Annotated in this window: 16 protein-coding genes and 1 pseudogene; 6 read left to right on the top strand and 11 right to left on the bottom strand. The window is 40.7% G+C overall.

Going from position 1 to position 15,000, the window contains the following annotated elements:
• The first annotated feature begins 85 nt into the window (after positions 1-85).
• Positions 86-652, top strand: coding sequence for a PhnA domain-containing protein (locus AAGA51_RS17615; RefSeq protein ID WP_042487128.1), 567 nt, complete (start codon positions 86-88; stop codon positions 650-652).
• A 127-nt stretch (positions 653-779) separates the two neighbouring features.
• Here the strand turns inward: AAGA51_RS17615 and AAGA51_RS17610 are convergent, their stop codons facing one another.
• The 3 genes and pseudogenes from AAGA51_RS17610 to AAGA51_RS17600 form a co-directional block, all read right to left on the bottom strand.
• Complete coding sequence (locus AAGA51_RS17610) at positions 780-971, bottom strand: hypothetical protein (RefSeq protein ID WP_042487131.1); 192 nt, start codon at positions 969-971, stop codon at positions 780-782.
• Between the two features lie 314 nt (positions 972-1,285).
• A pseudogene (locus AAGA51_RS17605) lies at positions 1,286-1,549 on the bottom strand (hypothetical protein); the annotation flags it as partial.
• Between the two features lie 260 nt (positions 1,550-1,809).
• Positions 1,810-3,555 (bottom strand): bifunctional metallophosphatase/5'-nucleotidase, encoded by a 1,746-nt coding sequence (locus AAGA51_RS17600; RefSeq protein ID WP_042487137.1) that lies wholly within the window; start codon positions 3,553-3,555, stop codon positions 1,810-1,812.
• A gap of 248 nt (positions 3,556-3,803) precedes the next feature.
• On the opposite strand from AAGA51_RS17600, the gene AAGA51_RS17595 reads away from it, so the two are divergent.
• A complete protein-coding gene (locus tag AAGA51_RS17595; RefSeq protein WP_042487140.1) occupies positions 3,804-5,435 on the top strand; it encodes an ATP-dependent endonuclease in 1,632 nt (543 codons plus the stop codon).
• Between the two features lie 129 nt (positions 5,436-5,564).
• Here the strand turns inward: AAGA51_RS17595 and AAGA51_RS17590 are convergent, their stop codons facing one another.
• Together AAGA51_RS17590 and AAGA51_RS17585 are read right to left on the bottom strand one after the other, a co-directional pair.
• Positions 5,565-6,059, bottom strand: coding sequence for a DUF1097 domain-containing protein (locus tag AAGA51_RS17590; protein WP_042487143.1), 495 nt, complete (start codon positions 6,057-6,059; stop codon positions 5,565-5,567).
• A gap of 234 nt (positions 6,060-6,293) precedes the next feature.
• The gene (locus tag AAGA51_RS17585) at positions 6,294-7,199 is read right to left on the bottom strand and encodes a LysR substrate-binding domain-containing protein (RefSeq protein WP_042487146.1); all 906 of its coding nucleotides are present in this window, start codon (positions 7,197-7,199) and stop codon (positions 6,294-6,296) included.
• A gap of 219 nt (positions 7,200-7,418) precedes the next feature.
• Here AAGA51_RS17585 and focA point away from each other — a divergent pair, with 219 nt between their 5' ends.
• The gene (focA, locus tag AAGA51_RS17580) at positions 7,419-8,870 is read left to right on the top strand and encodes a formate transporter FocA (protein ID WP_042487149.1); all 1,452 of its coding nucleotides are present in this window, start codon (positions 7,419-7,421) and stop codon (positions 8,868-8,870) included.
• Positions 8,871-8,948: 78 nt separating this feature from the next.
• On the opposite strand, the gene AAGA51_RS17575 is transcribed toward focA, so the two are convergent.
• The 3 genes from AAGA51_RS17575 to AAGA51_RS17565 all read right to left on the bottom strand — a co-directional run bounded on the left by AAGA51_RS17575 (position 8,949) and on the right by AAGA51_RS17565 (position 10,493).
• Positions 8,949-9,518, bottom strand: coding sequence for a YceI family protein (locus AAGA51_RS17575; RefSeq protein WP_042487152.1), 570 nt, complete (start codon positions 9,516-9,518; stop codon positions 8,949-8,951).
• Positions 9,518-10,054 (bottom strand): cytochrome b, encoded by a 537-nt coding sequence (locus AAGA51_RS17570; protein ID WP_042487416.1) that lies wholly within the window; start codon positions 10,052-10,054, stop codon positions 9,518-9,520. The genes AAGA51_RS17575 and AAGA51_RS17570 overlap by 1 nt, the downstream gene beginning before the upstream one ends.
• 190 nt (positions 10,055-10,244) lie before the next feature.
• Positions 10,245-10,493 (bottom strand): DUF2164 domain-containing protein, encoded by a 249-nt coding sequence (locus AAGA51_RS17565; protein ID WP_042487155.1) that lies wholly within the window; start codon positions 10,491-10,493, stop codon positions 10,245-10,247.
• Positions 10,494-10,694: 201 nt separating this feature from the next.
• Between AAGA51_RS17565 and AAGA51_RS17560 the strand changes: the two genes are divergently transcribed.
• From AAGA51_RS17560 to AAGA51_RS17550, 3 genes are all read left to right on the top strand, one after another.
• The gene (locus AAGA51_RS17560) at positions 10,695-11,330 is read left to right on the top strand and encodes a hypothetical protein (RefSeq protein ID WP_042487157.1); all 636 of its coding nucleotides are present in this window, start codon (positions 10,695-10,697) and stop codon (positions 11,328-11,330) included.
• Positions 11,331-11,437: 107 nt separating this feature from the next.
• Complete coding sequence (locus AAGA51_RS17555; RefSeq protein WP_042487160.1) at positions 11,438-12,226, top strand: lipase family protein; 789 nt, start codon at positions 11,438-11,440, stop codon at positions 12,224-12,226.
• Between the two features lie 306 nt (positions 12,227-12,532).
• The gene (locus tag AAGA51_RS17550; RefSeq protein ID WP_255209393.1) at positions 12,533-13,369 is read left to right on the top strand and encodes an EAL domain-containing protein; all 837 of its coding nucleotides are present in this window, start codon (positions 12,533-12,535) and stop codon (positions 13,367-13,369) included.
• A gap of 49 nt (positions 13,370-13,418) precedes the next feature.
• Here AAGA51_RS17550 and AAGA51_RS17545 read toward each other — a convergent pair whose 3' ends face one another.
• From AAGA51_RS17545 to AAGA51_RS17535, 3 genes are all read right to left on the bottom strand, one after another.
• Complete coding sequence (locus AAGA51_RS17545) at positions 13,419-13,997, bottom strand: DJ-1/PfpI family protein (protein ID WP_042487167.1); 579 nt, start codon at positions 13,995-13,997, stop codon at positions 13,419-13,421.
• 28 nt (positions 13,998-14,025) lie between these two features.
• On the bottom strand, positions 14,026-14,493 hold the full coding sequence (locus AAGA51_RS17540) for an OsmC family protein (protein WP_042487169.1): 468 nt from the start codon (positions 14,491-14,493) through the stop codon (positions 14,026-14,028).
• 72 nt (positions 14,494-14,565) lie between these two features.
• Positions 14,566-14,997, bottom strand: a complete 432-nt coding sequence (locus AAGA51_RS17535; protein ID WP_042487172.1) for a MazG nucleotide pyrophosphohydrolase domain-containing protein — start codon at positions 14,995-14,997, stop codon at positions 14,566-14,568.
• Positions 14,998-15,000: the final 3 nt, after the last annotated feature.

Raw genomic sequence — 15,000 nt, 5'->3', positions numbered from 1 at the left:
TATTTGTAGATTGTATCAATAACCCTTTAAATCCTGTGCATAAAGTGGATAATACGCCCTCACGAAATTTACAAAGGTGGGTAATATGTCTACTGAAGCAACTTTGCTTGAACGCTGCGAATCTAAATGTGAGCTATGCTCTGCTGAAACTTCTTTAACTCCGTTTGTGGTTGCGCCACATACACAAGTTACCGTAGATCACTCTGCGATGCTTTGCGAGACTTGTAAGAGTCAAATCGAAGAACCAGGGACGGCAGATGCGAATCACTGGCGTTGTCTGAATGACAGTATGTGGAGCCAAGTACCACCTGTACAAGTGCTTGCATGGCGTCAGCTTAAACGTCTGACGGCGACTGAAGGCTGGGCACAAGATCTTCTAGACATGATGTACATGGAAGAAGAAATCGCAAACTGGGCTGCAATCGGCATGGACGATGACGCAGAGAAACCACGCGATGTTAACGGTGTAGAACTTAAGAAAGGTGACGACGTCACAATCATTAAAGACCTACCTATTAAAGGTTCATCTCAAGTGATTAAGCAAGGTACAGTGGTACGCGGTATTAGCTTAGCTGATGATCCTAAACTTATTTCTGGTAAAGCTAACGGTCAGTCAATGTACATTATTGCTGAGTACTGCCGTAAAAAATAATGCCTGATGTTGCTTGTGAAATCGCTGATATTGACGCAGTCATTTCACAAGCCACGCACTGCATTGCAGAGATCAAAAAAGCCGAAGACTCTTAGAGTTTTCGGCTTTTTAATTCGTACGCATTTGATTAACGCTGCAGACCAATATCACGTTGGATATGGCTAGACAAATCAGCACTGTAGTAATGAGTCGCTGGTTTGTTATCTACAAACAAAATATCAATCAAATGAGCTATCAATCCTTTGAAGTTAACCGCATAGGTTTTTTTATCCATAGAGGTGGTCGTTGCTACACTACCCATATACATTGCTTGTGCCATGATAGCCTCTCTTAATAAATCCGGTAACTTTCTGTATTTTCAGCAATGATAGGTAATAATTTGCCCGTTAAAAAATGACAAAATTTGGATATTCGAATTAGATATTCTAATGAAACAAGCTGTTTACATACCACAAAATATAAAATCAAATTACATGACTAAAAAACCAGCAAACCGAATTCGAACTGACTAATTATTCCACAAGCGATCATGGACTAATAAATTTATACAGCTTGTTAACAAATGAAAATTTAACTATTTTGCCAACACTATCCCATTACTTCTCTGCGACTTACACACTGTAAGATAAAGCCCTATTCCTCTGATTTTACGTGAATTAACTCATTTCTCTCTAACGACTTCTGTTTTATGACTAAACACAGCACTGCCACAGTCATTGTGAATAGAAGAACAAGCAAAGAAATTTAGGTCGGAATTTCCCATGAGGAGCCCACCAACAACATTTTCAAACCAATAAACAGCATAATGAGGGACAGTGCTGGCTTAAGATAGATAAAATTATGCATCATTCCCTGTAAAACAAAGAACAATGATCGCAATCCAGGTAATGCGAAAATTTAACTCCTCACTGCTTTTAGCGTCTAGTATGAGGATCAAAAAAGGAGCCTTTGATAGCTCCTTCCTTCTTATGCCTTAAACAGCTTGGCAAATTTTAAAAACCAGCAATGGGTAATAAGTACACTAACGCGGACCACGCACCTATCCACCCTACGACAACTGCTGTATCAAACCAGTCTTGAAACCACATGTTTCCCCCTTTCCTTCTCGTATTTTGAGAAATAAAGACTGAAACTTAACCAGCAAACATTATGCCATGTTATTCGTTGTGGCTATGTAATTGCTCTATTGGTCTGTTATTTAACAGCTCTGGCTGAGCTGACAGTAAGCCAATAAAGGCATCTGCCATTGAAACGTTACTTACGTAACCCTCACCTTTCATTGCAGTTATTGCATCATAGCCTTCTTTACCTTTCATCGTATAGGCAGATGATGTACCACAATAAACTGTATCAGTTTCAACAAGTTGCCATTCATCATCAATACAGATCTTTAAGTCTTTGATGCGCTGACCAACAGGTTTATCTGCGTGATATCGGTAGCTTAAGTTGTGAGTATAGGGATAGCTTCCCGAACCTGTACCATCAACACCATTGTTTATTGCGTTATTAATAGCACCTTCAAGTGTGAGTGCGATTGTTTTCCCTTTCACAGAATAAACGCCAATCGGTACGGCAAACGGCAATAACTTTCCTGCAATGTCGGCAACCGAGAGTTTGCCCGGTTGGATGGAGGTTCGTACACCACCAGCATTGTGAATAGCAAACTGCACTTGATGTCCACGCTCACGCATAGCATGTACAAATGACTGCGCGACTAAAGGCGCGAGTTCACTTGGGCCATTTTCATCGGGCACACGTACATGTCTCAATGAGTTATGAGCTTCCGCGATCATCTGAGTCTGAAGCTCTCTGACTCTAGGAATATATTTGTTGATCAAAATGCCCTGTACATCAGGATCTTTTTTACAAACCACCACATTTGGATGATTGTTTACGTATTCGCAAGCTTCTAGGTGCGCACCATCGCTGCCCGCTTCACTCATACTTGCATCAATAAACAGACGACGCCCTAGCAGCAGCTCATTGCGACCATCGAAACTAATCACATTACCTTGATCATCAAAATCAATTTGGCAATGTCCCAGCGCTAACGCATACAAACCAGATTGAACAACATATGTGTTGTTAATGCGTTGGCCATACTCTTCTTGAGTTTCTAACCCTAAAGCGCTGAAATCGCCCTGTAGCACATGGCTATGACCACCAACGATGACACTGATGCCATTCACTTGTCGTGCAAGTTCTTTGTCTGCGTCATATCCAAGGTGGCTCAACAGGATAATTTTGTTGATACCCGCCTTATGTATTTGTTCGACCGTATTCTTTGCTGTTTCTAATGCATTCATAAACGGCGTATCGCTATCAGGGTTTGCGATATCGACCATTTTGTCTAATGAAAGACCGAAGATAGCGATGTTGCTACCATCTACATTTTTGGTAATCCAATTGGCACAACCCAATGTTGGGTTAAACGATTTAACCGATTCATTATCTGATAAGCGATGTTGTTTATTTGAACGCTCATTAGAAAGATCCCAGTTTCCGCACAGAAGAGGAAAGTTGGTACGCTTGGCAAAGATAGCGACCGGTTCATTCCCCATATCAAGTTCATGGTTACCCAATGCCATCGCGTCTAAGCCAATTGCGTTTAGCATGTCTGCGTTTGCCTTTCCTTTAAATAAGGAGAAATACAATGTGCCTTGAAAGCAGTCTCCTGCATGCAAAAAGATAAACCCTTTTTCCATACGGCGTGCATCTTCGCGCAATTGCTGCACTCGTGTTGCAATACGAGCAAATCCACCAGCACTAACGAAAGGCGTGAGTGTCTTACCATTGATATCTAAAGTTAACTGTAATGACGTAGGTTCAAAATAAGAATGGGTATCGTTGATGTGTGCCAGAGTGATTGACGTTACTTTTTTCGTGTCTTTTCTATTTTTCATATTGTGTGTTCTCTTTTCTTTCACTCTAATCCTAGCGCACAGATCATGACAGATTCGTGATAGTAATGAAACGATAATGCAAAGAAACTTGGGAAGTTTGACATCAACGCATCGCTTGATTTATCAACACTTAAACCACTTATAAGGTTTATGTGAGGTAACCGTCTGCTTATATTGCAGTTTTACATTATGCTTAAATAAAAATCATAACTAGCCTCCTTGGTATCCGAGGCATGAGGAGTTGGCCGATGCTATTAGAACGTATCGAAATTTCTGGTTTTCGAGGTATTCGTCGCTTATCTCTTTCATTTGATGAATTAACAACCTTGATTGGTGAAAACACGTGGGGCAAATCATCTTTGCTCGATGCTCTTTCAGTCATGTTACCCGCATCTTCTGAGCTTTATCAGTTTGAATTACAAGACTTTCATGTAGATTACGCCGTCTCCCATCCACAAACTCAAAATTTACAAATCGTGCTGAGCTTTGTCACTACAGACAAAAACGAATACCGGGCGGGTCGATACAGAAAGTTAAAGCCTATATGGTGTGAAGACGAAGAAGGTATGCATCGCATTATTTATCGCGTTAGCGCTTCTCGAGTTAAATACGATATAGCCACTACCTATACTTTTCTCGATTTAAAAGGCAACCCAATTGCTGTCCATCATAGTGAGAAACTGGCTCGCGAGTTGATGAGCTTGCATCCTGTCATTCGTCTGCGCGACTCACGCCGTTTCATTCGACCATTTGGTAAAACCAACAGTGAAAATGAACGGGTTGAAAAACGCATTGATAATACCTGCCGTCGCCTAATGGCCATTCCCGGTCACGTTAACAAGGGTGAAATGCGAAGCAGCCTAAATGCGATGAATGCATTGGTTGACCACTATTTTTCGTTTAAAAGTCAGAGCCGAAAAAATCCTCGCCTAGAGCGAGACAGTTTGGTTTATTCAACACCGACCAACGGAAAAAGTTTGAAGCAAATTGTCGGTGAGACGAAAGACAGACAAACACGGCTTTTATTCTTAGGACTTCTCAATGCTTACTTGCAAGCAAAAGGACCACAAGATATTCGCCGCTGCGCTAGGCCTATATTGATCGTCGAAGATCCAGAAGGCCGTTTGCACCCTACTCATCTGGCTAGAGCATGGAGCTTGCTCGAACTGTTACCAATGCAAAAAATATTAACCACCAATAGTGGTGAGTTATTAGGTTCTGTTCCCATTCATTCAATTCGCCGATTAGTGCGTAAATCTGACAAAACCATTGCCACTTCAATGCCAATAAAAGGATTCGGGCAAGACGAACTTAGACGAATTGGTTTCCACATCCGCTTCCATCGTACTGGCGCTCTTTTTGCTCGTTGCTGGTTATTAGTCGAAGGTGAAACAGAAGTTTGGTTGTTCAGCGAACTGGCAAGACAATGCGGTTATAACCTAGCTGCTGAAGGTGTGCAGATCATCGAATTCGCGCAATCTGGACTCAAGTCTTTGATTAAGGTGGCCAAATCATTTGGTATCGATTGGCATGTGGTCACTGATGGCGACTCAGCTGGGAAAAAGTACTCAGCAACGGTTATCAATATGCTTGAGCATGATCAACAAAGACATCGTTTAACTGAATTACCAGACAAAGACATAGAACACTTCCTTTACTCACACGGCTTTGAATTTTTCTTTAAAGACATGGTGAAGATCCCGCATGACCAACCTATCCCTGCCAAAAAAGTGGTCACAAGAGTGCTCAAAAAACATGCTAAACCGGATCTGGCATTAGCCATTGTTTCTCATTGTGAAGCTGGTGGCGTGGAATGCATCCCCGTGCTTCTTCGCTGGACGCTAAAACGCGTAATCACTATGGCCAATGGTAATACATAACACTCTATTAATTTGCTCAAGTGAGCATTAGCAAAAAAGGCATACTTTGGGGTATGCCTTTTTGCTATTAATAACCTATTCAAATAACAATTGAAGAGAAATATAAGAAATATTGATACTAGATATTACTCACTGAGCTTGTTCATTTATCACTGAATGGTGAGGTGATTTTTCTGTTGATGCACGTTTATGCAGCCATAACCCACTCGCTTTCATTGAAAAACCAAACGCACCACCTAGCAATAATGATGGAATCACAATTTGCCATTCGCCACTTGCAGCAAACGTGGCACAACAGCCAATAAATGTTCCTGGGATATAACTAAGCCATTGCTTTTTCGCTTGAATACACATCAAGAATGATACGATGCCGGTCAATACGTAGCCAAGAATGTCGATAGACATATACTGAGCACCACTGATAATGACCATCGCCCAGAAAACACCCGTCAGGTTCGTCGCATAACTTTCCAGTAAGCCGCGAACACCGTCTTTGGGTGCAGCGAAGTAGCTAGTGCAGCCCAGAAATCCTGCCCAAGAGAGTAAACCAAATGAAACGGCTACCCATCCCCATATGCCAGAAAGGATACCAGTCGTGATTGCGATTGCTAAAAGTGTGCTCATCATACCCTCTAGGAAGCGGCTTTTGCTTGTTAACCGCATCAGTGAATTGAGCATAGATACTAAAGGTAGTGATGCCACTATAAAGTGATATAAATCACATATAAAATGTACACTATAATCTTGTTACACATTTTTAGTGACGCAAACGATAAATCAACACAAACCGTAATGAACCATCTAGTGGCTGACTGCATCAACTTACAAAGATAAAAGTAGCACGTATGAGCAGATATTTTATAGGAAAAGCGATCGCCCTTTCATCATCCTAAAGCCTTCACGCATAATGCATTCTGCTAAAGGGTTTTCGGCCATATCGGCTCGCCAAATAAATGAAAGTGTTCTCTCCATATTTAGCTCGGGCACATTTAACGCAACCAGTTTTCCCATTTCAATGTAACGTTCTACGTCCAAATACGGCAGGCAGGTAAGATAAGGACCATTGGCAACTAGGCTACGAAGAACAGGTACGTGTTCGTATTCTCGCCACACATCCAGATCTTCCACTAAATGGTGAATAGAACTATCAAAAGTTTTTCTAGTGCCCGAACCTCTTTCTCGTAGAACCCATTTGGCTTGTTCTAACTGAGCGAGACTGACCGTGGCACGTTTTGCAAAAGGATGATGTGAAGAAGCAATGACAGTTAAATGATCTCTACACCACTCTTCCTGATGGATACGGTTGTCATCGCTGCGACCTTCGATGATGCCTAAATCAAATTTATAGTCCAGTACACCTTCAATAACCGCTTGGGTACTTTTTACGCTCAGATCGATTCGGATCTCAGGGAAGTCGTTATCAATAATACTTATGAGGTCTGGCACCAAGTGTTCTGCGGGCGTTTGACTGGCTCCGATAGAAATCTCACCACTGACTAATTGCTGATCGTAAAAGCCCATTTCAATCTGCTGAGCGTCTTGTAATAAACGCTTAGCCTTTGGACGAAGCCACATGCCCCAATGCGTTAACGCCATTTGTTTACCTTGGCGTTCAAAGAGCGGGCGGCCAAGCATTTTTTCCAATTGTGCTAGTGACATACTTGTTGCCGATTGAGTTAAAGCCAATTTCTCTGCAGCAACACTGACACTGCCGGTGTCGGCAACAGCATCAAATACAGCCAACTGCTTCAGTGAATATCTCATCGCACTCTTTCTCCTTTTACCAAATCCTCTTGCTCTTCTATGAGCATTCGGTTGCATTCTACCGACTAAACACAGCATATCAACATAATTGATAAGGGCTTTTAATATTATCAATTTTACTTAGTGAAACTCCGACCGTTAACCTAGTAACGAATCAGCACATAAGGTGTTGTTTTCTAATAAGGAGTATCACTATGGTTATCTATTGGGAGACCAGACATGGCGTCAACTGAGTCTTACAATCAACATTATTTTTCGCCGAAAGAGATGATGGCGGAAGCTGAGAAATTCGCATTAAGCAAAGCTCAAAAATCAAGCGGAATGACCATAAGTCTTGCCATCATGGCGGGTGCTTTTATAGGCCTAGCATTCTTGTTTTACATTACTGTAACCACCGGTAATGCAAACGCGGAATGGGGTCTGAACCGTTTTGTCGGCGGCTTAGCATTCAGTATGGGCTTAATACTTATTGTTATCTGCGGTGGTGAACTGTTTACCAGCTCTGTGTTATCCAGCATATCTTGGGCAAACAAACAGATTAGTTTAAGCAAAATGCTTGCTGTGTGGGGAAAGGTTTACATAGGGAACTTTATAGGTGCGATGTTTTTGCTTCTATTGGTCTCTTCAGCGGGCCTTTATCAATTAGATCATGGTCAATGGGGTCTAAATGCCCTAAACATTGCTCAACACAAACTTCACCACACCACACTACAAGCTTTTTCTCTTGGTGTTTTGTGTAACTTACTGGTCTGCCTAGCTATATGGTTAACCTTTAGCTCTGCAAATGCCATGACCAAGGCCGCGATGACAATTATGCCGGTAGCAATGTTTGTATCAAGTGGCTTTGAACACTGTGTCGCAAACATGTTTATGGTCCCTCTAGGCATAGTGATACATAACTTTGCTCCAGATTCATTTTGGCAACAAATAGGTGTCAGTTCTTCAGCATATTCCGATCTCAACATTCTGCATTTTATAACTTCCAACTTAATCCCTGTCACTCTCGGGAACATTGTTGGCGGCGCAGTTTTAGTGGGACTTGCAAACTGGTCTATTTATAGCCGCCCAAAACTTATCTCAGCCCAAATTTCATCAATAACACAAACAACACCAATTTCGTCAGGTAAGGAAACAACTATGAAAAGTACCATTACTATGAAAGACATTATGGATCCAAATCCGTTGACTATCAGTGCAGATATGCCAGTTCAAGCTGCTATCGATAAACTGCTAGATCATCAAGTAAACGTTGCAGCAGTGGTGAATATGGATAATCGTCTAGTGGGTATTTTTTCTGCTCATGATGTGATGGTTGAGCTTTGGTGTCAGAATTACATTCCAGCTAAGGATCAAAAGGTGGTTGATTTAATGTCACGTGATGTTATCGCCATTGATGTCAATGACAAGTTGGTTGATGTTGCCGAGTTTCTTTGCATCGACAGAGAACAGCTTTACCCAACGACAAGCATGGGAATTGCAACACGTCTAAGTACTTTATCAGTTGAAGAACGAGCTAAGAGCATGAAAGTTCAAAAGCCACACCAACTTCCTGTATTAGACAACGGACAGTTTGTTGGAATGATTGAGCGTCATCACGTACTACAAGCCCTTCGTCCAATTTATGGAGAACGTCTAACCGTTGTAGAAGAACAGCAGCTAGAACGTGCATAACAGTCAATAACAAAACAAAAACATCAGTTGGCAAAAAACAAAGCCCCTGCATGCAGGGGCTTTCTTAAATCTTACAAATTACTTTTTAACACCTTCAATATGGAGTTCCATATCGACATAGCTCGCTGGACCCATCACTGCAATATCGAAGTCTTTGAGTTCTAAACGTGTCGAACCTTCGAAGCCAGCTCTTTCGCCACCCCATGGGTCTTGACCAGCGCCGATGAACTCAGCATCAATCGTAATGCTCTTAGTGTGACCGTGTAACGTCAAATCACCCATAACATCCAGTTTGCCGTCACCTTTGTCGACAACTTTAGTGCTCTTAAATGTTGCAGTACTGAATTTAGCCGCATCAATGAAATCTGCACTACGGATATGTTTATCTCGTTCTGCGTGGTTTGAATCCAGACTTGTGGTATCTACATTCACCTCAACAGAAGATGCGTTGATGTTATTTGGGTCATAAGAGAATTCGCCATCGAACTTATTAAAGCGTCCTTTAATAAAGCTATAACCTAAATGGCTAACTTTGAAACTGATGGAAGCATGAGCTCCCTTTGAATCAATCACATAATCCGCTGCGCTTGCACCAAAAGATGCAATCATGCTTGCAGCTAATCCAACTGCCAATAACGTTTTCTTCATTACGATACTCCTATCATTTTGCGTAGCGTATTATCTTTACTAATAAAATGGTGTTTAAATGCTGCAAGTGCATGTAACACAGCAACGACGATTAAAGCCCAGGCCGCATAGAGGTGTACAAAACCGGCTAAGTCAGCCTGCCCCTCAAATAGAGCTCCCGCTCCCGGAACGGTAAACCAATTAAACACATCGATCCCACGACCATCTTCGGTTGAAATTAAGTATCCAGAAACAAACAGCACCATCAAATCAAAATAGATAAAGAAATGGGCAGTTTTAGCCATTAATCTCTCTAGTGGTGAACCATCCATTTTGGGTGACACCGTCACACATTTCCAGACAATGCGAAATAGTGTTACTACCGCAAGTAGTAATCCGACAGATTTGTGCCAGTGAGGTGCCGTTTTGTACCAAGTGCTGTAGTAAGAAAGATCCGTCATCCAAAGACCGACGGCAAACATTCCAATAATCACCACCGCAGAAACCCAGTGGATAATTCGCGTCACCGCGTTGTAGTGTGTAACTTCGGAACTCATACCTATTTCTCTCATTACCATTATTGATACCATCACTATTGTTGATACCAACATCCAATTAAAACGGTATCACTGGATACATAGTGTTAACAGAGTATTTACCAATATTTACCTTGCCGCTAGCCATACAGATTGAAGAACTTGTTCAGAAAAATCGAATGACTTTAAAACACGAAGACGAGATGAAAGATTAAAATTCGCTTTCTTTTTCAATTTGATAGAGCTCATCTGCGATATCAAGCATTTTTCTTTCGATGACAGATTGAGCGTCAGACAGACCTTTATTGTAATAAACTGGGCCGATCTTATTTGTAACAAACTCTAACAGAAACCATGCATCAAACTGTTCAAGCTCTATGCCTAACTCATCAGCACAGTATTTTTGTAGAGCTTCGGTAAGGCCCTCTTTCTGTTGTTGAGTAAACTCAATATCACTCATCGTCATCTCCCGAAATGAAATTAGGTGCTTATTATACCCAACAAGACTGATGATTTTCACTGAAACACTGCGGCAGTTCAAAATTAGGCAATTAGAGAAACATTAAAATCGAATTTTGGTGAAGTAAAACCATCATTTATCACTAGAGACAAGATGTAACTGTGATAATCTAGCTGAGCTTAAATTATGGAGAATAAGTAATTGTTATTGGACCTGGTCACACAAAGCGTCAATGAATTTCAAACAGACTGCTTGAGATTGTGTGAAAAGCACTATCCTACTATTCATAACAAAGGAATGAGTGAACACCATTTAGGGCTGGCTTTCGCTCGTCGCTTGTCGCGCACCTTAACGGAATTTGGTCACACCTGCGATTATGATTCGATAGAATCAACTCATCATACCGATATGCCTCACCATTTCCGTGTATCTTGTGAAATGGGAACAGTTTGGATACTCACTCATCATTTAGTCAGTGCCGGTAAAACGTGCCGAGACAAGTTAATGAGAGATATTTTTCAGTGGAAGCAAGAATATGCCTATGCTATCCAACCAAACGATCTTCTTATTCTTTTAACGGATCACTGGATAAGCAAAAGTCAAAAAAGCCGTGAATTACTTCACTGGTGGACAGGGCAATTACCCGACGAAATTGATGAGTACAGTGCACAAGGCATAACACTTTACGAGAGCGATTCACTTTTAACTCAAGCTTTAGAAGCTCGATATCAAATCAGTCCTTGCTACATTAAGTTTGGACATCCATTAAAACACTCGAAAAATCAGCAGTTAGTGAGAAAATACATCCAACTTTATGCGGTATTACAGTGGGGATAACTCTTCCCCATATCCCCTAACCCTATCTTCTCAAAATTTATCCTGCTGTCACTTTTTCTACATATTTCTGACTCATAGTAAATCAAAACCTAACCGTTAAGTTTATCGTGAAAAGCCTAAAGCGCTATCAGTACGAAAGATATGCAGTGCTATGTAATCTCGCTTATCCAAGAATATTCAAACAGACCAATTACGGATTCGATCCAAACGGTCAGCGCATTGTCTATAACCGATTTGGTAAAGTCATGATGCGGGTACTTTGGAGCAAGAAAAGCGAGGAAGTTATTGTTGTGATCAAAGGATCTCATTCACTTTGGGATTGGCTATTAAATCTGGGGATGTGGCAAATTACACCAAAGACACTTTGCACTCATTATCCCATTCATGCTGGTTATTCATACTTGATATTGCAAGAGAGCCGACCGGGCTACAACACCGATAAGCTTGGAGTCTCCGTTTACGAACGATTGTTAAGCTATATTGTTCCTCTGATTGAACTAGGGAAAAAAGTTACCTTTACTGGCCATTCATCAGGCGGAGCAATAGGAACTGTTCTGGCAGACTTAGTTGAGAAGAAATATCCAAAATCAATAAAACGAGTGGTAACGTTTGGTCAGCCAGCTATTGGTGGTTATCAATTTAAAAGACAATATTCGCTCTCACATAAAACATATCGTGTGTGTTGCGACCTCGATATCGTCACATTTTTACCCCCCTTGCCATTTTACTATTGGCACGTGGGTAAATTATTGTGGTTACACAACGAAAGAGTTTATGAAAATACACCAACGTTACTCAGGTTAGGTAAAAGTATTGTTTCATGGGCTATAAGACCATTTTCATATCATTTAATGAGTCGTTATATACGAAATAAAGATTTTTTTGACGATCGTTAATAAACATCAAACAACTAAAGAATCTAAATAGGATCATATATGGCTAAAAATAAAATTTAAGATCATCATGAAAGCATCAAAATATAACACTTAAATACAACGTAACTACACAATTTTTAGCATCACACACTATATAATATGGCACTTTAATGAGATTCAACTTGTACGAGTTAGGTTTTCTATTATTACGGTCATTAAAACGATCCAAGTCTTGATCTTTTACTATTTTTGATCTCGATATTAATGATTGACAGAATATTAATATCGTCAATACTATGACGTGAATCAAAACAATTTGACGCATGGATGCGTAGATTAAATATTATTTTTTGGGATATAGCGGATTCTATGATTCTTATTAATAAACACCAATACGATAAATACATTCGTTTCGATAACACAGGACAATATGTAGCTCATTATAAAAACATGACGCTACGGAGTGTATTTCAACCCATATTTTCTAGAGAAAAGAGAATTGTTGGTGTGGAAGCCTTGGTTAGAATATATACAAATGGACATAGACAAATTCGTCCTGATTTATTTTTTTATTCGGATCAATATAATCAAGTTGATCAAATTAATGTCGAATTATTAAGCAGAGCGATTCATATAAGAAATTTCGCCAACTCCCCTTTCAAAAACATCAGGCTATTTCTAAATCTGTTACCTTCTGTTGGCCAACTGCTTGTCCAAAACGAAAATTTGTCCTGCCGGTTATCAAATCGTATAAATGATCTCAACCTTAGACGTCCACAGATAGTCATGGAAATTGTTGAGCAACACTCAGACGATAATGAATTGCTAAAAGAAGCGACTCAAACCCTTTCAAATTACGGTTTTCACATTGCTGTCGATGACTATGGTTCACAAGCTTCAAACTCTGACCGAGTTGACCTCATCTCTCCAGATATCATCAAATTTGATCGTACCCTTCTGATGAAATATATGAACGGCGATACGTCACCACTGCTTGATGCAATTGAAGTAGCGCAGAATGCTAACGCTAAAACAGTAGTGGAAGGAATTGAAACAGAACAGCAGTTTGAAGCGATGAAAGCACTGAATCTTAATATGTATCAAGGCTATTTTCTTGGCACCCCTGAGCGTGTGATGCCAAGAGTGCAGCTAGCATGTGGCTAAGCTGTATTAATCAGTATTAGCCACAGCTCTCTAACCCAAGCAGTTTAACCTAAACAGTTTTCTGCCAATCATATTCCATTTGTTTTGCAGTATTCACAGCCAAATCCATAGACGCAATTTCAGACACCAAAAACAAACTCATATCGATACCTGCCGAAATGCCAGCTGAAGCAACCAAGTTACCTTGCTTAACCCAGCGTACATTCTCCTGCACATCCAACTTAGGAAAGTCACGCCTTAAATCTGCAATATCCTCCCAATGTGTTGTAACGGAATGATTATCTGTCACACCCGCTTTTGCTAACAAAAATGCACCGGTACACACTGAGGCAACAATCTTTGACTTTGCTGCATGTTGCTTAATCCAGTCGATGACTGTAGGTTTTTTGAGTTCTTCAGTGTGAACGCCACCAACGACGATCAGAAGATCTATGTTGGGGACCGTCTCAAACGAAAAATGAGGCTTCACCTCAAAGCCTCCGCGAGCTTTCACCAAATTCGACTTTTCAGCAAACAAAAACACGTTCCAATCATTATTCGCTAACCGCTTAGCCGTACTAAATACTTCAAACGGTCCGGAAAAATCCAAGACTTCAGCTTCATCATAAATGTATATCCCTATGTTCATTCGCATTCCTTAGTAAACAATCTATTTCTTAGTAAACAATCTGCGTGATGACTTGAGTTTTCACTGAGTTAGCAATAAAGCAGTTGTCGTGTGCCTGATGATGCATTTTTTCTAACACTTCGTGGCTGGGGATGTTGTCACCAACAAAAGTGACCTTTGGACGCAGAATCACTTTTGTCATAGATTCTTTGTTCTGTTCATTCAGCTCGAGCACACCTTCTGCATCATCAATATACTCATCGATGACGTAACGTTTTTTAGCCGCGATAGAAAGGAAAACAAGCATATGACAACTTGATAATGCAGCGATAAAGGCTTCTTCTGGGTCAACATTCTCTTCCACCGAGTACGGCAAAGGAACAACACTTGGTGAAGGAGACGCGGGAACGGTGATGCCACCATCAAACTCCCATACATGAGCTCGACTATATTTATTATCGCTAAACACTTCGCCATCCTTGCGAAACCACGAAATTTTAGCTGTATGCTTAGACATAGATACTCCCTTTTATCGATAAATAGTGAAACTAGAGGTCAAAAACACCCCCAAATATAATTTTATTTTCAATTATTTACTTAAATTACTGGAAGGTAGGACGCAGCTTTGCAATTCCCATTTTTGCTGTTGTTCAGCCAAAGAAATCTTTTGCCTGGCTTTAATATCGCTCCATAAGAAGCCATTTTCTAGCCCGCTGACTCTCTGTTCAAACTTGATACACGCTCTTTCAAGAACACTTTCTAACTGGATTTCAGTCTCAGATTCTAATGCGAGGAGAAGATTCAGGTAGTCCCAAAGCAAATCCCCCAGTTTTTGCTCTAGATAATAGCGACGATTAAGGGGGATTTCTTCTAATACTTCATCAAGCTCTGTACGCATCTCGTTGAGATATGTCTGAGATCCGTTGAACCAATCGCTCGTGGTATCAATGACACTTTTACGCCTTGCAATACTGAGCAACTGCTCAAAGTACATAGACGTCATCGGCGTTAATTTATCCATTAT

This window comes from Vibrio diazotrophicus, assembly GCF_038452265.1.
Classification (GTDB): domain Bacteria; phylum Pseudomonadota; class Gammaproteobacteria; order Enterobacterales; family Vibrionaceae; genus Vibrio; species Vibrio diazotrophicus.
Note: the sequence above shows the minus strand (reverse complement) of the source record. Positions and strands in the feature narration are given on the sequence as shown.